Genomic DNA, 18261 nt, shown 5'->3' with positions numbered 1-18261 from the left:
TTGTTCCTTGAATTCCTTTGAAAAGTTCCTTCTTGCTCTACGGGTCATAGTAATTCTCCTCAACTTTTAATTGAACCAAGTTTATATGACCTTAACTGTTCTGTCCAACTAAGTGTAACCTATTCAGGAAGTCCTGGCTGAAGATGAAGTGATACGGGGTCGCGGGAACCTCATATCAGCTGTACAAACAAAGGTGACCTCTGTAAAGAATTGGGATAGAAGTCTTGAGGTTACCGATGAGTCCTACACACAACATAAGCTGCCTCTTGCGGGGTTTTACGTAATAGAAGCTGAAAATCTCGATGAGGTGATTGAACTCGTGTCAAACACACCGTGCGCTCGTGCAGAAGGGGTGATTGAGATTCTGCCTTTCTCGGATTCTAGCGCGGGGTAGATAAAAGTGGGTTCGATAGACTGATAGACCTACAATACTACAGAAAGATCGATTCCAGATCCCAGCCGGAGAGCAGGCGGTCCTAAGGATTATAAGTTATGAGGAATACATGACAACCACTCAACAGACGCAATATCGAGAATCATATTGGTTTTGCTTTATCTAAATGGTTTTCTTGTGGTTAAAGTAATACAAGATTTTATCACAATCGGGGCAAAATAAGACGCAGAAACAAATGAACTTCCCTGACCGAATTTATCAGGGAAGAGATTGTATGATGGGAATAAATCCATAATAAGGAGAGGTCTTAAATGAAACACCGTGCCTTACAGTTGTATGACTATCACATCTGGTCGAACAACAGATTTTTCGAAAGGTTAAAAGAGCTGCCGCATAGCGTTTATACTCAGGAAATCCAAAGTGTTTTCCCCACAATTGCGGAGACGCTTGTTCATATTTATATGACGGATACAATATACCTGGGTGTAATGCGAGAAAATAGCATGGATGAGGTTCAAGCTTCCATTATACAGGCGCAGGAAAGGATAAAGGATAAGGGACTCGAAGAAATGGAAGCCTTGTATGCAGAGCTGGCCAAACTGTATAAGGACTTTTTCAATAGTCAAGAAGATATGGACAAACCTATTGCTGCGGAACATCCGATTTTCGGACGACTGGAAACCCGGCTTGCAGAACTTTTGCATCATGTCGTCAATCATGGTACGTATCACCGGGGGAACATTACCGCGATGATTCGCCAACAGGGTTATTCTAGTGTGCCGACGGATTATATTATGTATCTTTATAACAGACATGAGGAAAACTAATTTGCTGCGTTAGCTAACGATTAGATTTGTAACGTTAGATCACGAATGTTGCATCATAGGTAATTGCTATTTTAAATAAAATAATTAGCGATGCATTCCTCATCAAAATCCAGGGTTTAGTTGAAAAGTTTGAAGAAATATATTTTGCAATCGAGGAGAAATCCATAACTATTGTGTGTGATAAGCTTAAGAAAATGAAAGAAGAAAGGGAGAAGACTGTATGAAAAAATCGCAAAGTTGTTTGCAACGACCAAACGTCGTGTCACGAGACGAATGGCTAGTCGCTCGTAAGGAACTGCTGGCCAAGCTATTTGGTTATCTACCATACGATAATCCGATTACCTTTTATGTTCACTAAATCGGGGTTGAAGATATACTTTAATCAAACTTCCTTATAAACCAACAATTCGTTGTCCTACGTAACTCTCTTTTACAACACGTAACTACGTCTTACAATGAAAGGCATGGAGAACGCATCTAATATCTCATCAAATAAGCATCGAGAACGTACCAAAGGGCACTCTTTCTCGGTTCTTTTTTTGCCTAAAATCAGAGCCGCTCCTGGGGGTTAATGGAAAAATAAAGTAATACAAGATATAATAATTATCAGAACCTTATGTTATTATAAGCATAGTCTTTATGAATAATTTTAATTGTAATTAAACGCAGCGGGTTAGTGAAAGGGTCCAGATTGGTTTCTGTTTAGCAATTGATTGATTATCTGGTTTAGACGTTATTAAATAGGTATTTAATGTTTATATAGGGGGGATTGAAAAAAATTATTAGTAGGTTTTGAATTAGCGTTGTTTTTGTTTGTCTATTTTCATTTTTCTTTCTCGGTCAAATCGTAGAGAATATTTGGTCTTTAATTTTTATTGCATTCTTTTTAGCAGTGTTAATTACAGTTTTTATAAACAGGAAGTTAGAATGGAAGATTTAGAAAAGAAAATAGAAGAGTTATTAAGTAACAAACAGGATTAAAGTTTGTCTGATATTGTGAATCATAATACTTAAAGTAACGGTTGCGAGAGTGAAATAATGACGATCATTAAAACGCTTTCTCTTTCTTGTTAATTGGAAGTTTTATTCCTTACACTGGTAAAACCTCATAGAAAAATGTACTTGCATGGCTTCAATAATTCAGATATTGATCGTTTTAAGACTTGAGAACAGTTATTGGCTAATAATACACCAGTAAAAGCAGTCTTTACTTGGGTTTTTGAAATTTCTCCATAAATACCAAAAAGCAATTTGAAAATACAAATAACAAGGGAGATGGGGTATGGATGATCTATGCTAAAACGATATTGTTAGATCAGTTATTAGCCAATGCAAATGATCGCAGCTGGTATGCTTCGTTTCAAGAATCGGTTGAGGGAATAACGGATAAAGAGGCTACTTGGAAGCCTGATGAGACGAGTCATAGTATCGTAGAAATTATTCAACATCTTATCTATTGGAATGAAATATGGCAATTAAGGTATGAAAAATCTAACTTTAATGCAGCACAATCTTTAGAAAATAATGCAGACAGTTTTCTTACTTCAAAAGATAGAAATTTTGTAGAGCTTAAAGAACAATTATTGAAGGTACTGTTACGCTGGCAAGAATTAATTACTGAAGAAAAGCTGGAAGCTAGTGTTAATGGATTTCCTGTAGCAGCTGAGTGGTGGGCATTAATTGGAAATGCTACTACACATAACGCTTACCATATTGGCCAAATAGCCTATATACGTAATATGAAGAAGGATTTGTCCTAAAGGTTCAAACTATGTTTGTGAAGATAAGGAATTGAACCTTGTTTCATTAACACGAAGGAAGTGCTAAGTTTGTGAATGAATCTAATCTACTTAATCTATGTGGTGGAATTGTTCAACAAGGTAGTCGATGTTATGTACAAGAGAATTATTTAATTCTATAAGGGGGACTTATGTGATTTGGTTAAATTTTATACTGATTGTTTTGGTTACTTTTACTCTAATTGCAATGGTTCGAATTATATTGAAAAAAGCGTTTAATATAGAGAAAGTGAAAAAGAAATTTTTTTCGTATAACCATATAAACAATTTGCACCAAAAAATAGACTGGATTATAAGGATTTCTACTGCGATTGTATTAATTGTTTGCCTTTACTTGATAATCTTTGGTAATTTTTCAATAAACATTTTCTTAATTGCATTGATCATCACCTCTGGAACACAGTATGCGGTAAGAGCATTTTTTGAGTGGAAATATACTGAAAATCCAAAACAATCTATTTTAACGATAAGTGAAATGTTTATAGTAGTATTAGTTCTATTTGTAATTATTCAATTTGACTTACTGGCTCCTGCGTTATTCACTTAATTGCGTTAACGTGTGTGATGCTTAAAGATTTAGGGAGTGATATTGTTGAACTTATATGTTCAAAGCTATGTGAGTGTGCTTAAAAGGAATTTCATGTTAGTTGTAATGGCATTCGTATTATTAGCTGTAACCTTCTTTATATGGGCAGGTGTTCCATTTTTTATAATTGGTAGCCTAGTGGCAGACTTTACTTCACATTTGGCAATTATTTATTTATGTATTTCACTATCGGGAGGATTTCTTTTTTCCTTTTATTTTGTGCCGATTAATTTAAAAGTTGCTAAAAACGTAGCAGGCATAAGGCAGCGCAGTGTGGAAAGTTCTTTTGTGTATTTACAAACAATATGGATAGTAGTATGTTCTTCCTTTTTTGCGATAGTAATGTATATGATTATTCCATTATAGGAGACATTACTTAGAAAGCAGGAGCCTGGCATTGGGAATGTTCTTGCATTTGATTATTCAACTTTTCCGGAGGTTTAATTGTATAAGGGCTGAATAAACGACTCATGATAAAAACTCCTTATTTACTTAGTTTGTGCATGCAGATAAATGCGGTTTCTGCATGAAAGAATTTCACCTTATGTATTATTTGGCACAACAGAACAAAAGAAGATGAGGTTATCAGATGTAGTGCCAAAAGTAGGCCTTAGTCATAGTGCTCTATCAAGTTAGTTACAAGACTGGAACAACATCGAAGCGATTCGTTGGTTGAACGGCAAATGTGTTCACCAAATATTAGAAAAACGATGAGAAACACTCACGCATCAATCGTCTTTCTGTCGCTAAAACTCAATTTAATTTCAAATAGTAACACAGGCTGGATTTAATCAACGTTCAGCCTTTTTCTTATCTTTTCTCCTCTCTTCTTTCTAAAACCCCTTGTCAATACTGGCTTCAACCATTCAATGTTTTTTCAATCATCATTAAATCAATCAGTTTTTCAATCTGAATCCAATCAATACTGTTAGGAACCCAACGGTGTTAGAGTTAAGGAATCAAGAAAAAAGAGGGGGGCATTTCTCTTCCTTTCTTCATTCTATTAAGAAATAACTTTATTACCCTTTTAACTAATTTCGACATTAAATTCAGTTCAAAATCGGTGGCTTTAGGGAACAACTTAGTTACCTGTTAGAAAAAGGAAAAAAGGGAGGTGGGAGAAGTGGTGAAAAGGGTTTGAGGGGGAATTTGGTGAGGGAACGACTAAGTTTTTGGTATACATCACTTAAACAAACGGACCAGATCGTATATGTGGAAGAAGGTTTCCAAACAAAGCTAGATAGTATTCATGTTAAAAATCGATATGAGATTATGAACAAGTGTACTTATACTTTGAGATAAGTTAGTTGGTTGAATAAAATTTAAACAACGATAATGGGTATTATACGTAATGGTTTTGGAGAGGAAAATGAAAAATCGGGCTGAAAAAGTGCATTTTTCGGCCCGATTTTTTTCTTCATTTTATAGATGACATTAGGGATTTACATTTGTACTCGGAGGTTCGATACAAAAATGCTGAATTTTTACACCCGCTTTTTATACACCCTCATCGATAAGATATATGCCACAAGCATAATTCCGATGCACCACGCGAGCGAAACCCAAATATCATTGCCGACAGGCTGCCCTGCGAGTAGGGAGCGCATCGCTTCTACGATGGATGTGACCGGCTGATTTTCAGCAAAAGCACGGACGATTGACGGCATAGATTCGGTGGGCACGAAAGCAGAACTGATAAACGGAAGGAAGATAAGCGGATAGGCAAAGGAACTTGCTCCGTCCACCGATTTTGCGATCAGTCCAGGAATCACTGCAATCCAAGTCAGAGCCAGTGTGAACAATGTTAGTATCCCGGCTACGGCAAACCATGATAGTATCCCCGCCGATGAGTGGAACCCCATAATGAGCGCCACGAGAATGATGACAACAATCGAAATAGCATTGGATACCAGCGAGGTCAGCACGTGACCCCACAACATGGATGAACGCACAATCGGCATGGAGTGAAACCGCTCGAACATGCCCCCCTGCACATCCATAAACATGCGCACAGCCGTATAGGCGGAACTGCTTGCAATTGCAATCAGCAAAATGCCGGGCAATAGATAATTCACATAGTTATCCGTACCGGTTTGAATCGCTCCGCCAAATACATAGACGAACAGCAACAGCAACGCGATCGGAGTGATGGTGACCGTGATGATTGTGTCCATGCTGCGGAAAATATGGCGCATGGAACGTCCAAGCATAACGCCCATATCGCTGAAAAAGTGTTTCTTTATCGTCTCCATTTACTTTGCCTCCTTTTTGCCGACAATTGCGAGGAATATTTCCTCTAATGTCGGCTGTTTTTCAATATACTCCACCTTTGCGGGTGGAAACAGCTTTTTCAGCTCCGCGAGTGTGTCGTTGGCGATAATTTTGCCTTTATGCAAAATGGCTATTCGGTCGGCAAGCTGCTCGGCTTCCTCCAAATACTGCGTGGTTAGAAATACCGTTGTACCATTAGCAGCAAGGTCTTTGACTGTATTCCAAACTTCCTTGCGTCCTTCGGGATCAAGCCCGGTGGTCGGCTCGTCGAGAAAAATAAGCTGCGGTTTTCCAATCAGGCTCATGGCAATGTCGAGCCTGCGGCGCATACCGCCTGAATAGGTGGACACCTTGCGGTCGGCGGCATCGGTCAGCCCGAAGCGTTTAAGCAAATCATCCGCAATCTGACGTGGACTATTAAGATGCCGTAGTTTTGCAATCATAATCAGATTTTCCCTTCCGGTCAAAATCTCGTCCACAGCGGCAAATTGTCCTGTCAGACTGATCGACTGCCGTACGCTGTCGGGCTTTGACGTAACGTCAAAGCCGTTAACAACGACGGTGCCACCGTTTTGTTTAAGCAGCGTGGTAAGGATTTTAACAATCGTCGTTTTGCCCGCGCCGTTGGAACCGAGCAGGGCGAAAATCTCACCTCGCTTTACTTCAAAATCGACGCTCTTTAGGATTTCTGTGTCCTTGAAAGATTTTTTTAAATCCGTTACTTGAATTGCAATATCATTCATTTAGAATCGTCCCCCTTTCCGAGTTTTTTCTGTATCTCGTGGTTTAACGCCTCGCGCCAGTTTTCCGTGTATGTGCTGGCGCTACGCAGAAGCTCGTCGCAGAACGCGGCCACATCCTCGCCGGTAATCTCCAACACATGCTTGCCGTCCGCGGCACCGGCCTCAAACAGTTCTATCAAGTCATAATGGATCTTTATCATGTCATAGCCGGATCCCGCAGCGAACATCCACATGTGTCCCTGTATTTTCTTAAATACGTATTGATAGTCTTTCGGCAGCGTCTCCACCCTTGCCATCTGTTGCTTGTACTCACGTTTGTTCTCAATCATTTTTTTGATATTTAAATAATTATCGAAGAAATCTGACATTTAATTGCTCCTCCTTTCAATTGCTTTTTCCATTCCGATATTCTCCTTTTTTCTTTGTTTTATCCGTAGCCTTTTTCATGGCCTTGCTAACTTCTTGGTCAACAGATTCTTGATAGATGTCAGCGTAAGTTTTTGAATATTTGATTAGATCGCCACAGAAAGCCGCTACGTCACTGCCCGTCACTTCGAGCACGTCTTTCCCCAAAGTCGCGCCCTCTTCAAAAAGATCGACAATTCCCGAGAGCAAACCCGTCCCGTCGGTTAGCTCAACAGGACCGACCTTAAAGAGATATTTTTGAATCTCTTTATAAACAATCTGATAATCTTGCGGGAGCGCTTTGACACGCGCCACGTGCGCTCGCCACTCTTTTTTGCCTTCGATGATATCTTGTATGCTCATTTTAATCCTCCTATTTACCTAATTTTTTAGCGATATTATTATTGAGTTGCCCACGCCACTTGTCGCGAAAAGACTTTGCCCCTTCTTCGCCGGCCAGCGCAGAACAGAAGCCTTTGATATCGTCACCCAAAACCTCTTGGACACGCTGACCGTCTGCCGCCGTCTCTTCGAGCAAGCCAAGCACACCGTCAAGAATCGGCATGAGGTTGCGACCGGTGAAATCTGAGTATGGCCAAAGATTAGCATTAATTTCTTCCCATGCCGCTTGATAATCAGCCGGCAACTTTTTGGTTCGAGATTCAAAAGTTTTATATTCTTTAGTTATGTCGCTTCCTGTGATTTTTTTCAAAAAATTCATTTCTTTCCCTCTTTTAACTCATTAATTTTTAACGATACGAACTCCCACTTTTCCCAGAATCTCTTCAGTTCTTCACGTCCCGCATGGTTGAGCGCAAAAAATTTCCGCGGTGGTCCCATGTCGGAGGGCTTCTTAGTGACCTCCACCAACTTGTTTTTTTCAAGCCGTACCAGGATGGTGTACACCGTTCCCTCCACAACATCTGTAAATCCAAGCGAGTTCAACTGCCGCGTGATTTCGTAACCGTAGGTTTCTTTGCGGCTTATAATTTCAAGGACGCAGCCCTCAAGCACGCCTTTGAGCATTTCTGTTAGATGTACCAGAGCATTCACCCTCCCTATTCTGTATAACTGATATTCAGTAATACTTACTACCACTATATAGTAACACGTAGTAGGGGGAGTCTGTCAATAGCGATTGTTCTGAACAGTAATTTTAACCAAAACAAAGGGTGTACGTACTTAAAAGATCTTTTATAAAATCAAGCTGAATACATTCATTATAGTCGCCTTCCAGACCTGGAATCTCACATTCTGGCTAAAATCAGGTCCCTTCTACAAAAGTAGATAAAAAAGCTAGATAAATGGAAAAGCTGCCTTTATAATGAACACAAGTTCATGGGAAAATGAATGACTAATAACAAAGGCTTTCAGGAGAAAAGTATACAAGGGTATGATGTACTGCTGAATGCTGTGGCAAAGAAAATGTTAAACTTTTGTATGTAAGATCTAAGGTAGTTGACTGATGGAGTGAAAATAAAGTGGTTTAAGTATTCATGGAGGTGAATAGAATGGTATGTAAAGAGTGGGAGCAATTGATTAAGGAAACATTGGATGAATGTCTGCAACCAGTATTTGTTCTTGTATTTGGTTCCCATGCAAAGGGAATAGCTCGAAATAATAGTGACCTTGATCTTGCATACTTTTCGGTAAAAAAAATTACTAATTATCAGCGATTTTTATTAGTGGGTGATCTTTCCGAAAAATGTAACGTGGAGGTTGATCTCATCAATTTAAGAGAAATTGATACTGTGTTTGCTGCTCAAATTTTTTCTACAGGTGAACTGCTGTATTGTACAGATGAAAATGTATTTATCAGGGAGCGTATGAAGGCATATTCCATGTATGCAACATTAAATGAACAGCGCGCTGATATTTTACATGGTATTGAGAAAAGAGGGGGTATATATGGTTAATAATGATGTACTGCTGAATAAAGTAACCATTATTGAGAGATGCATCATACGTATCCAAGAGGTTTATGCAAATAACCCGGATAATTTGAAGAATTTCACGAAGCAAGACAGTATCATTTTAAACATTCAACGTGCATGTGAGGCGTGTATTGATATAGCAATGCATATTATTAGTGAAAGGAAGTTGGGCTTGCCAAAGTCGAGCCGAGAAGCGTTTAAATTGATGGAAGAAGCGGGCATAATCAACCAAAATTCAGCGAAAGCTTTAATGAATATGGTTGGTTTTCGAAATATCGCAATTCATTATTACCAGAATATTGATCTTGGCATCTTGCAGGCGATCATTGAAAAGCATTTAAGTGATTTCACGGATTATACCAGAGTTATTCTAAATTTACTGAACGAATAAGTTGAGATAAAAGGCTTTCTCTCTTGGTCAAAATAAGCAGACCATCAACCTTAGAAATGATGGTCTGCTTTTATACATCCCGGTTCGCTGCAACAAGAAGACCTTACTGCTTCCTGGTATCCATTTCACCTGCAGATTGCCATTTATATGTCCCCCTTTGCAAGAGATAAAACTCCACTACAGCAGGAGCAATTACTCAAGCGTATGCACTATGTCGCTGATGACGGCACGAAGCATTCGCTATCCCCGGATCGCCGATCGACGGAAGGCTTGCGAATGAGATTCGATATTTGTTTTCCACGGGTAAGCTCAGCTTTGGGAGAACAGCCATTGTGATTTTGCTGGTTGCGTTGGTACTGGGGCTTCCGCAGTTTGCAGCAGTAATCTCTCAATTCCCTATTGTCACCGACCAACTTGGATCTTTCGAGTCACCATTGTTCCTTCCAGGTTGGTTGAATACCACGCTTCTGATTGCTGGGGGTTTTGGCGCAGTAGAGCGTGCCCTCTTGTTGTGAAACCACCGGTTAATCGATATGAAAACGAATTGGTGCGATGAATGAGGCACTCCAAAATGTTAAAATTAGATAATTTCATCGGACTTAAATAAACTGTCCAATCAGTTTTGTGGATGTTAAGAAAAATCGAGATGCTCCTCACTTATTTTATAAGAAAATTTCTCTTGGATTGTATTGATATTTATCCATGTCCATTATAAAATATTACTTAAAGTGCAACAACCGTTGCAGTGAAAATCGCAAGTTTCAAAGAAATTCATTTTGTATTTCAATTTTATTTTTGATGATTTTTTCACATGAATAATTAAATATTCAAATGGGGTGCTTAAAATGGGTGAATTAATCAACAAAGGAATTGTAAAAGCGGCAGGATTTATGAATATGAAAAACAGAATTAATTATTTTAAGGTGGCACCAGAAGGTTTAGGGAAAATAATGGAGTTGGAGAAGTATGTTAAAAAAACATCCATCGACCGGAAACTCAGAGAGCTTATAAAAGTTAGAGTGTCACAAATTAACGGATGCTCATACTGTTTAAACATGCATACAAAGGAAGCAAAGAAATTAAAAGTATCGGATCAGGAACTAAATAACTTAAATGCGTGGAGAGAAAGTAATATTTTCAATGATGAGGAAAAAGCAGCTTTGGAATTAGCAGAAAACATGACACTAATTGCTGAAAAAGGAGTTAGTGATGAATTGTATAACCGAGTTAGAGATCACTATGGTGATAAAGAGTATGTGGATTTAGTTATGATAATAAATCAGATCAATATGTGGAACAGGTTATCCATTTCTATGGGAAATAAGGTGAATAATTAAATGAGCAATGTAGTTTTACCCCTTTGGATATGATGTCTAAAAGGGATATTTTTGTACATAGTGCAGTTTGGTAACAAATCATTTTGGTATTCAAGGGAGGATTCTCTTTGGAAGTTAGTACTGAAAGATTAACAATTAGACCGTTTAAGCGTAATGACTTACATGATACATTTAACATTTACAATAACGATGATGTATGTAAATATCTCTTGCATGATAAGTGGACACATGAAAATATGCACGAAGCGTTTAATAAAAAGCTAGAAAATAATACGCTCACAAAAGAAACAATGTTAAGTTTGGCGGTAGTAAACCATACTAAAGTAATTGGTGATTTATCTGTATGGTATACAGATATGAAAGATACTGTGGAAATTGGTTATAGTTTTTCTAATGAAGCTTCAGGAAGGGGTTATGCAACAGAAGCGGTGAGTAATTTAGCCAAGAAGTTATTTGATGCATTTGATGTACATCGTATACAGGCAACCCTTGATGCAAGAAATGAAGCATCACAAAAATTATGTGAACGTATAGGTATGAGAAAAGAAGCCCATTTCATTCAGGATTTTTGGAATAAAGGTGAATGGACAGATAGCATAGTGTACGGAATGCTGCTTACAGATTTAAATTAAAGTTATTTATTATTATCATTTAAACCGTATCGGTATTTTTTCATAGAGTAGAAGCGAAGCACCTGTTTTAAGAGGCTAAGACCAAAGAGTACCTTCTTTGTTTGGGTAAAGAATAATTTCAAAGCTGCAGAACACAAAATGAAATTAAACTCAGGCTGGATCCAATCATGGTCCAGTCTTTTTTAATTCTCTTTTTTTTTATTCAAAGCTTTATCAATATAGCTTCAACTCATTTTTGATCATTATCCAATCAATATCACAAGCCAACGGTATTAGAGTGAAGTAGCTAATTCGTCAAGCATTATGTAAGTACCATTATTAAAAACCACCCCCTTTCTGCTGTAATCTCTGAATTGCCAAACCATGTTTTTCAATGGCCTTTAATCGATAACGTGCGAATCAGCCTTTGATCGGCCTCGCAAAAGTATGATAATAGCAGAAGTTAAATAAAGCAAAGCAGGTACAATAGGTAAAATCATCGACCAAAAAACCACTGCAGCAGTAATGGCACTTCCAAAAAAGATGATAGCAGACAGAATTGGTTTTTTCTTTAAAAGAAATAAAGCGGCTACTCCTGCTAAAACGAAAGCTAAGAGCAATCCGATATCGAGTGTATAATTAGCTGTTTCCATCTGTTCGATGAAATCCGACAGTTCTTCTTCAGAAATACCCTCTCCAGCCATCTCGCCGTCCACCTCTTCACTCATCACACTCTGAAAATCGTCACTGCTGACGATAGCACTGAATAATAAGACCAGACCCGCGATTAAAATGAAGCCTACAATGCCGATAACACCGGTTATTTTTTCTGCAGTTCGTTTCATCCTTATCCATCCTCTCAAAATTTTTTTGATTGTTTAAATCTAAAATTTGTACTGCTCCTCCAAATATATTCAAATGGTCCTTGTTTAAAAAAGCTCAGCCAGCTGAAAGAAAAAGCGATTAATAACATTGAAATAAGCAGCCATGCCGCAATGATGATCCAAGTATTACTTTGAAAACCTAATCCGAAACCCCATCCGTAAAAGAGAATTGAGGCTAAAATATTTTGCAGAATGTAACAGCTTAACGCGACTTTCCCTACTTTTTCTAATGCATTTATCGTGAAAGAATTGCTGAATTTGCCAAGCAGATAAGAAAAAAATCCAATATAGCCCAGTGACGAAACAGGAGCAAACAAGTAACGATCAGCTATGATGATAAATTCTGCCAAAGGAGTAAATCAATAGCGTTTAAAGGAATACCGATGCCCATTCCCCACTTTAGCAGTCTCTTCCGTTTTAAGTATCCAGCATCAGTGACTGCAAAAAACCCATTTCGAACAAGCCAGGCACCAATCAAAAACAAGCAAATATTAAATGGAAGAATCGTAATGGCTTCCATCCGCAATTCAAAAAAATTACTAATGTGGTAGATTACTTGTTCCCAATAACTTCCAATTAAAAAGATATCCAATGTTTCTTCAGTCATTCGTTGAAAGGCTCGGATAAACATTTCCTGCGTTTCTTCCATGGTTAACAGTAGCCCAAATACAAGACTTATGAGTATAACCACAACTCCATGCAGTGCCCCCAGAATCCAGCCGATCCATTTCGCCACTGGCCTTTGTTTCTCAAGAAGCACGGCAACAATAATTTATTTCAAATCCGCACTTATGCTCGTTAATCACTCTTTGTACAATGGAAGTTAGGTACGAGTATAAGTAGAATATTCTCAGATGGATTAATTGAAGGGGATGTGCAAAAACACCCAATTACCATTCTTTAACGCATTGGAGCGGGTGAACTTAAACTATATCACTTATGATCAGCGTAATAAGGAATGGCCATCTAACTCCATACCATCGATACGTGAAAACACACACTACGGCTATTCTTAGAGGAGACACAAGATCGCATACAGGCAAGCGATCCATAGGTTGAAGCACAGATGGTTCGAAACACATCGTACGACGATGGTCTAAGAAATAGGTCTTATCATTGATAAGGCTTTTTTAGTATGGAAAGTTTAGACAGTTGTGCGGTGCGGTTGAGCAGCAGAACCCTTACAGTAAAAGTAGATATTCATAGATAAAAAATACAAGGAGGTGTTGCGATAACAACGGGATTATTTGTCAAAGCAAGCACAGTATTTTGTTAGCAAATGTGATAAGGCAGTTATATTTGAAAATTAATAAATAAAGGATGATGAAGAATGACGATTTTAGTAACAGGGGCGACTGGTAATGTAGGTCGTCATGTGGTTGATCAACTTCACAGGGCTGGCAATCAAGTATTGGCCTTGACCCGTAACCCGAAAACTGCACGCATGCCTGACGGGGTAGAGGTCGTTCAAGGTGATCTCTTTACACCTCATACGCTTTCATCAATATTCGCCAGAGTGGACCGTATATTCCTGATCACTGTAGGTGGGGAAGAATATAGCACGCTCCCGGGTTATGAGCTCATTCAACTCGCTAAGGAACAAAACGTGCAGCATATCACCGTTATATGGAATGGTGAGAAAGGGTCAGTAGAGAAGGCTGTGGAAGCAAGTGGTATGGCATGGACTCAGCTTCATCCATTGGAGTTCATGGTCAACGCTCTAGATTGGAGCGACTCCATTCGAGCGGAGGGTGTGGTTCGAGAGCCATTCGGAAATGCTTTGAGTGCCTTGATTCATGAAGCTGATATCGCAAGCGTAGCTGTCAAAACATTATTAGAAAATGGTCATGCAGGTAAGACGTACACATTGTCGGGTCCGGAGGCCTTGACCGTTCGTGAGAAGATTCAAGTCATCAGTAAAGTCATGGAGCGTGACATTCAATTCATTGAGCTCAGCGAAGAAGAGGCTCGCGTACAGATGGAGAAAGCGGGTCTCCCGGAAGATCATATCGAGATGTTCATCAAATGGTTCGGTGATCTGCCAAAGATGGCTTACACGGTGGTCCCAACCGTTGAAGAGATTACGGGACATCCTGCGCGTACTTTTGAGCAGTGGGTCAGAGAGCACGTGCATATATGGAAGGTGGCAGACAATGACAAAGAAGAATCAAACAACGACAACAGAGAATCATAAACAATCAATAGAAGATCATCAACCCCGGGCGACCTGGCGTGAATGGCTGGGACTCAGCGTACTGACTGTTCTGCAGTTGGTATTAGCGACTGATCTCACTGCGCTTTTCCTGGCAATGCCCTCGATCGCTGCTGACCTCCAGCCAGGTTCGACTCAGATGCTATGGATTCTTCACATTTACGGTTTAATTGCTGGGGGATTATTGATCACCATGGGACGCTTAGGTGACCGGATCGGCCGTCGGCGGTTGCTATTTATCGGGTCAGCAGCTTTTGCTGTATTTTCCGTGTTGGCAGCTTTCTCCGTTAGTGCTGAGATGCTTATTGGAGCTCGAGCACTTCTTGGTGTGGCGGGAGCGACTCTGGCGCCTTCAACATTTTCACTGCTGCGAAACATGTTTCATCACGAAGGGCAGCGTCGCTTTGCCATCGCGGTCATTACCAGTGCATTTTCAGCTGGAGGAGCAGTAGGACCATTGCTCGGGGGGGTCCTGTTGGAGGCTTTCTGGTGGGGAGCAATCTTCCTTATCAATGTGCCATTTCTCATGCTCTTTCTTATTACTGGTCGTTTCCTTTTGCCTGAATACCGTGACAAAAGTGAACACCGGATTGATTGGAAGAGTGTTACTTTGTCATTAGGCGGGGTGCTGTCTTTCATTTACGGCATGCAGGGAATCGCTTTGGAAGAAAATAGTAGTACAATCGTTTACGTGATGGCTATTGTAATCGGAACCATCTTATCAGCGGTATTTGTGCGACGACAACGACGACTTGCCGACCCGCTACTTGATTTGAAGCTGTTTAAAAACCGTTTGTTTAGCACGTCACTAGCCGCTATATTCTTTACTTTGATTGGGTTGTCCGGTGTATTTTATTTGTTTACCCAGTATTTGCAGTGGGTGCAGGAGCTTTCCCCACTTCAAGCGGGAATTTGGACGGTTCCCTTTGTCATAGCGAATCTTGCAGGTGTCTTGGTTGCACCCGTATTGGTACGCTCTATTCGCCAGGGAGCAGTAATTTGGGTCAGTCTGCTTCTGGTGGGCTTCAGTCTCATGCTGATCGCCATTGGTGCAAGCAGTATGAATTTGCCATTTTTGGTTATGAGTATTTCATTTGCAGGACTTACGCAGGGCTCGGCGTTTGCCTTAGCCATCGATTTCATCATTTCTTCTGCACCTCCTGAACGAGCCGGGTCAGCAGCTGCAATGCAGGAGGTTAGTGGTGAGATGGGAAACGCAATGGGCGTGGCGCTTTTTGGAACCATCGGCCTGTTTGTATACCGCTCTGTCCTGTCGGATAATATTTCAGAAGAAGTGCCAACACACACTGCAGACACAGCGATGGAAAGCGTTGCCGGTGCAATACCGGCGAGCGAGGAGTTATCTTCCTCTATGGGAATGGAAATGATAGATGCTGCGCAGCATGCATTCACTCAAGGGCTTCAAGTGAGTGCAGGCATTGGCGGGATCCTTATATCAATTATGGCCATCATCGTGATGGTATTATTGAGGCGTTCTCACGGGGGGTCCAATCTTTTATAATATATGTTTGCACCCAAGATCATTCTTGAAACAATCTTTCAGTAGCCGTTGCCTTTAATCTTAGTGCATTCTCTGCATGTATGAAATGGTGCCCTCCCGATGGGTGGTCTACTTAAGGAAAAAGGTATTTAAATAATGAATGTTGGTAATTTGGTTGGTTTCTATTTGGCACTGGAAATAGAGACGGAGAATGCTGAAAAGAACATTCATAACGAAACGAAAGGAGTTAAAAATAATGACTCAAAAACAATTGTCTACATGGGCTGAGGATTATTTGCACTACATTAAAGTGCCGGTCCGGAATCCTTCCTATGAATATTTAAAAGAAATTAGTACTGCCCATTTAAATCGAATCCCTTTTGAAAACATCAGTACATTGCTGCATTACAAGAAGTTTCACAAAAACGGAAAACTCTTGCAAGATGAGCAAAAGTTTGTTAAACAGTTGTACCAGCGTAACATGGGCGGAACATGTTATGTGATTAACAGCAGTTTCCATCAATTGTTAAACCAGCTGGGTTTCCGCAGTCGATATACTCTCTTGGGCGGGGGGCATATGGCCCTGCTTATCCGTCTCCCGGGTGAAGAAGAGGAAGTGTATGTGGACGTAGGGAACGGCTCGCCATTTTTTGACCCTGTTCGATTAGAAACGGACTCGAACAATGTTTCACAATTCGGAGGGCTTGAGGTAAGACTGCGCCCAGAAGATGAACCCGGAACATACAAGTATTACCGGTCAGTAAATGGAAAACTGATTACTGAATTGGTTTGGTCCTTTGATACGAAAAAAAGATACCAGTTTGATGATTTTCAACCGGCAATACGGAAATACTTCCAGCCCGGTGGGTTATTCACATCTGCTTTGCGCTGTCAAATTTGGCAGTTGCATCAAAAACGTTCCCTTTCTTTAGTCAATAATGTGTTAAGTATCCGCTATAGTGACGGAAAGGCTGAAAAACGTGTGTTAAAGGATACTCACGAGATCAGGGACGTCATTGATCATGAATTTAATCTTCCTAAACTACCTGTCGAATCTGCAATAGAAATTCTGGGGGAATTAGGCATTAATATTTTTCAAGAGCAAAAAGAAAATTATTTAGGTGATCTTTGACTAGGAGAATATATTGATAAAGAATATGTCAAATGTTAAGGAACACCACATTTTAACATATGGAGGAGTGAATGGAAATGGAGCATGCTCTCGTAATCGGAGGGACAGGTATGATTAGTGGTGTATCAAAATGGTTGATTAAAAATGTAAAGTACGTATCGGTAGTTGGGCGAAATCAACAAAGGCTGCAGCAACTCCATCCGGGTCATGACAAAAACGGTTTTCGGCCTGTATCTTTAGACTATAAAGATACGGAGAGTTTAAGACAGTTTTTACGACAATCTATACAGAAAAATGGTCCGGTTGACATCGTTGTTTCTTGGATTCATAGTGATGCGCCAGATGCTATTCCTACAATCTTTGAAGAAATCAATCATTGTCAACAAGAGCAATGGCGCTTTGTTCACATTAAAGGTAGTAGTCGTGACCTTCCCGCTATTCAATCTCAAATCACTGTTCCAATTAATTGTCTGTATCGTGATGTACAGCTCGGATTTAAAATGGAGGATGATGTTTCACGCTGGTTGACTCATGAAGAAATCTCAAACGGTATCATTTCCGCCATCCATCATGATAGGAAGAAAACTATAGTCGGAACGTTATACCCTTGGGAAAAAAGACCGTAGTGTAATTTAATAATAACATTATATTTCCGTGAAAATCTCTGAGCAGCAGATTAAATGAGACAAAAAACGAATCTCCTGTATCTTAAAAAAGCAATGCAGGAGATTTGTCAGGCTAAACTAAACGCTTCTTTTATAAAATCTTTAACGATTTCATTACCTGTGAGCTCGACCCTTATATTATCTGCTTTCCCATTTACTAGAAGTGAAATATTAAGAAATGGACAACATCGGCTTTCATATGATATCCATTCTGCCAGCTTTGTGATGAGGGATGGTTGGTTTGGAAAAAGAATAGTATAACCAGTCAAAGTGCGAATGTCTAACATGGTCTCAGTGTTATGAACAGATTCATAACGATGGTTCTTGCAAGTAGGGCGATTAAGCGGTGTCAAGTAATAGAACGCTTTTTTTGAGTAACAAAAAAGTCCAATTTCTCAGTATTAAAGTTGAGAAATTGGACTTTAAGAACTGTAATGTCCTTAACGTTGTACATGCTTATTTTCATTGATATGGTGCTCCTTATCATTTTTTTAGTCAGATTCACATGTGAAACTTAGATTCATATATTTTAGATGCATTTTTAATTGACGAATGAACATGACATAAAG

24 protein-coding genes are annotated in these 18261 nt (G+C 39.6%); 15 read left to right on the top strand and 9 right to left on the bottom strand.

From position 1 onward, the window contains the following. The first annotated feature begins 148 nt into the window (after positions 1 to 148). From ACDX78_RS21315 to ACDX78_RS21295, 5 genes are all read left to right on the top strand, one after another. Positions 149 to 394 (top strand): YciI family protein, encoded by a 246-nt coding sequence (locus tag ACDX78_RS21315; protein ID WP_486030579.1) that lies wholly within the window; start codon positions 149 to 151, stop codon positions 392 to 394. 311 nt (positions 395 to 705) lie between these two features. Continuing rightward, positions 706 to 1221: a DinB family protein gene (locus ACDX78_RS21310; RefSeq protein ID WP_486030577.1), complete on the top strand. Its 516-nt coding sequence runs from the start codon at positions 706 to 708 to the stop codon at positions 1219 to 1221. Positions 1222 to 2507: 1286 nt separating this feature from the next. Beyond that, positions 2508 to 2981, top strand: coding sequence for a DinB family protein (locus ACDX78_RS21305; protein WP_486030575.1), 474 nt, complete (start codon positions 2508 to 2510; stop codon positions 2979 to 2981). Between the two features lie 172 nt (positions 2982 to 3153). Beyond that, a complete protein-coding gene (locus tag ACDX78_RS21300) occupies positions 3154 to 3567 on the top strand; it encodes a DUF4181 domain-containing protein (protein ID WP_486030573.1) in 414 nt (137 codons plus the stop codon). A 45-nt stretch (positions 3568 to 3612) separates the two neighbouring features. Next, on the top strand, positions 3613 to 3972 hold the full coding sequence (locus ACDX78_RS21295) for a hypothetical protein (RefSeq protein ID WP_486030571.1): 360 nt from the start codon (positions 3613 to 3615) through the stop codon (positions 3970 to 3972). Between the two features lie 1118 nt (positions 3973 to 5090). Here ACDX78_RS21295 and ACDX78_RS21290 read toward each other — a convergent pair. Genes ACDX78_RS21290 through ACDX78_RS21265 form a run of 6 tightly spaced genes read right to left on the bottom strand, consistent with a single transcriptional unit; the run spans position 5091 to position 8051 of the window. After that, complete coding sequence (locus tag ACDX78_RS21290) at positions 5091 to 5858, bottom strand: ABC transporter permease (RefSeq protein WP_486030569.1); 768 nt, start codon at positions 5856 to 5858, stop codon at positions 5091 to 5093. Then, entirely contained in the window at positions 5859 to 6620 is a 762-nt protein-coding gene (locus ACDX78_RS21285; RefSeq protein ID WP_486030567.1) for an ABC transporter ATP-binding protein, read from the bottom strand. Continuing rightward, positions 6617 to 6988, bottom strand: a complete 372-nt coding sequence (locus ACDX78_RS21280; protein ID WP_486030565.1) for a DUF1048 domain-containing protein — start codon at positions 6986 to 6988, stop codon at positions 6617 to 6619. Before ACDX78_RS21280 ends, ACDX78_RS21285 begins: the two co-directional genes overlap by 4 nt. 16 nt (positions 6989 to 7004) lie before the next feature. Next, a complete protein-coding gene (locus ACDX78_RS21275; RefSeq protein ID WP_486030563.1) occupies positions 7005 to 7388 on the bottom strand; it encodes a DUF1048 domain-containing protein in 384 nt (127 codons plus the stop codon). A gap of 10 nt (positions 7389 to 7398) precedes the next feature. Further along, on the bottom strand, positions 7399 to 7746 hold the full coding sequence (locus ACDX78_RS21270; RefSeq protein ID WP_486030561.1) for a DUF1048 domain-containing protein: 348 nt from the start codon (positions 7744 to 7746) through the stop codon (positions 7399 to 7401). Beyond that, entirely contained in the window at positions 7743 to 8051 is a 309-nt protein-coding gene (locus tag ACDX78_RS21265; protein WP_486030583.1) for a PadR family transcriptional regulator, read from the bottom strand. Before ACDX78_RS21265 ends, ACDX78_RS21270 begins: the two co-directional genes overlap by 4 nt. A gap of 485 nt (positions 8052 to 8536) precedes the next feature. Here ACDX78_RS21265 and mntA point away from each other — a divergent pair, with 485 nt between their 5' ends. The 4 genes from mntA to ACDX78_RS21245 all read left to right on the top strand — a co-directional run bounded on the left by mntA (position 8537) and on the right by ACDX78_RS21245 (position 11319). Beyond that, on the top strand, positions 8537 to 8941 hold the full coding sequence (gene mntA / locus ACDX78_RS21260) for a type VII toxin-antitoxin system MntA family adenylyltransferase antitoxin (RefSeq protein ID WP_486030559.1): 405 nt from the start codon (positions 8537 to 8539) through the stop codon (positions 8939 to 8941). After that, positions 8934 to 9350 carry a type VII toxin-antitoxin system HepT family RNase toxin gene (gene hepT, locus ACDX78_RS21255; RefSeq protein WP_486030557.1) on the top strand — a complete coding sequence of 139 codons (417 nt, stop codon included), beginning with the start codon at positions 8934 to 8936 and terminating at the stop codon, positions 9348 to 9350. The genes mntA and hepT overlap by 8 nt, the downstream gene beginning before the upstream one ends. An 896-nt stretch (positions 9351 to 10246) precedes the next feature. Further along, positions 10247 to 10687 (top strand): carboxymuconolactone decarboxylase family protein, encoded by a 441-nt coding sequence (locus tag ACDX78_RS21250; protein ID WP_486030581.1) that lies wholly within the window; start codon positions 10247 to 10249, stop codon positions 10685 to 10687. Positions 10688 to 10794: 107 nt separating this feature from the next. Continuing rightward, entirely contained in the window at positions 10795 to 11319 is a 525-nt protein-coding gene (locus tag ACDX78_RS21245) for a GNAT family N-acetyltransferase (protein WP_486030555.1), read from the top strand. A gap of 380 nt (positions 11320 to 11699) precedes the next feature. Here ACDX78_RS21245 and ACDX78_RS21240 read toward each other — a convergent pair whose 3' ends face one another. From ACDX78_RS21240 to ACDX78_RS21230, 3 genes are read right to left on the bottom strand one after another with little or no spacing between them, the layout of a single operon-like run. Then, positions 11700 to 12143: a DUF4064 domain-containing protein gene (locus ACDX78_RS21240; protein WP_486030553.1), complete on the bottom strand. Its 444-nt coding sequence runs from the start codon at positions 12141 to 12143 to the stop codon at positions 11700 to 11702. Positions 12144 to 12157: 14 nt separating this feature from the next. Continuing rightward, the gene (locus tag ACDX78_RS21235) at positions 12158 to 12532 is read right to left on the bottom strand and encodes a DUF418 domain-containing protein (RefSeq protein ID WP_486030551.1); all 375 of its coding nucleotides are present in this window, start codon (positions 12530 to 12532) and stop codon (positions 12158 to 12160) included. Beyond that, positions 12511 to 12918 (bottom strand): hypothetical protein, encoded by a 408-nt coding sequence (locus ACDX78_RS21230; RefSeq protein WP_486030549.1) that lies wholly within the window; start codon positions 12916 to 12918, stop codon positions 12511 to 12513. The genes ACDX78_RS21235 and ACDX78_RS21230 overlap by 22 nt, the downstream gene beginning before the upstream one ends. 594 nt (positions 12919 to 13512) lie before the next feature. Between ACDX78_RS21230 and ACDX78_RS21225 the strand changes: the two genes are divergently transcribed. From ACDX78_RS21225 to ACDX78_RS21200, 6 genes are all read left to right on the top strand, one after another. Beyond that, on the top strand, positions 13513 to 14376 hold the full coding sequence (locus tag ACDX78_RS21225; protein WP_486030547.1) for an NmrA family NAD(P)-binding protein: 864 nt from the start codon (positions 13513 to 13515) through the stop codon (positions 14374 to 14376). After that, positions 14336 to 15916 carry an MFS transporter gene (locus tag ACDX78_RS21220; RefSeq protein WP_486030546.1) on the top strand — a complete coding sequence of 527 codons (1581 nt, stop codon included), beginning with the start codon at positions 14336 to 14338 and terminating at the stop codon, positions 15914 to 15916. Before ACDX78_RS21225 ends, ACDX78_RS21220 begins: the two co-directional genes overlap by 41 nt. Before the next feature lie 135 nt (positions 15917 to 16051). Then, positions 16052 to 16183 carry a hypothetical protein gene (locus ACDX78_RS21215; RefSeq protein WP_486030544.1) on the top strand — a complete coding sequence of 44 codons (132 nt, stop codon included), beginning with the start codon at positions 16052 to 16054 and terminating at the stop codon, positions 16181 to 16183. Next, positions 16152 to 17027, top strand: coding sequence for an arylamine N-acetyltransferase (locus ACDX78_RS21210; RefSeq protein ID WP_486030542.1), 876 nt, complete (start codon positions 16152 to 16154; stop codon positions 17025 to 17027). The genes ACDX78_RS21215 and ACDX78_RS21210 overlap by 32 nt, the downstream gene beginning before the upstream one ends. A gap of 71 nt (positions 17028 to 17098) precedes the next feature. After that, entirely contained in the window at positions 17099 to 17653 is a 555-nt protein-coding gene (locus ACDX78_RS21205; RefSeq protein ID WP_486030540.1) for a short-chain dehydrogenase, read from the top strand. 54 nt (positions 17654 to 17707) lie between these two features. Then, positions 17708 to 17953, top strand: coding sequence for a hypothetical protein (locus ACDX78_RS21200; protein ID WP_486030539.1), 246 nt, complete (start codon positions 17708 to 17710; stop codon positions 17951 to 17953). Positions 17954 to 18261 lie beyond the last annotated feature (308 nt).

The organism is Virgibacillus oceani, assembly GCF_041521345.1.
Lineage (GTDB): Bacteria > Bacillota > Bacilli > Bacillales > Amphibacillaceae > Virgibacillus_N > Virgibacillus_N oceani_A.
This window is presented reverse-complemented; position numbering and strand designations above follow the sequence as displayed.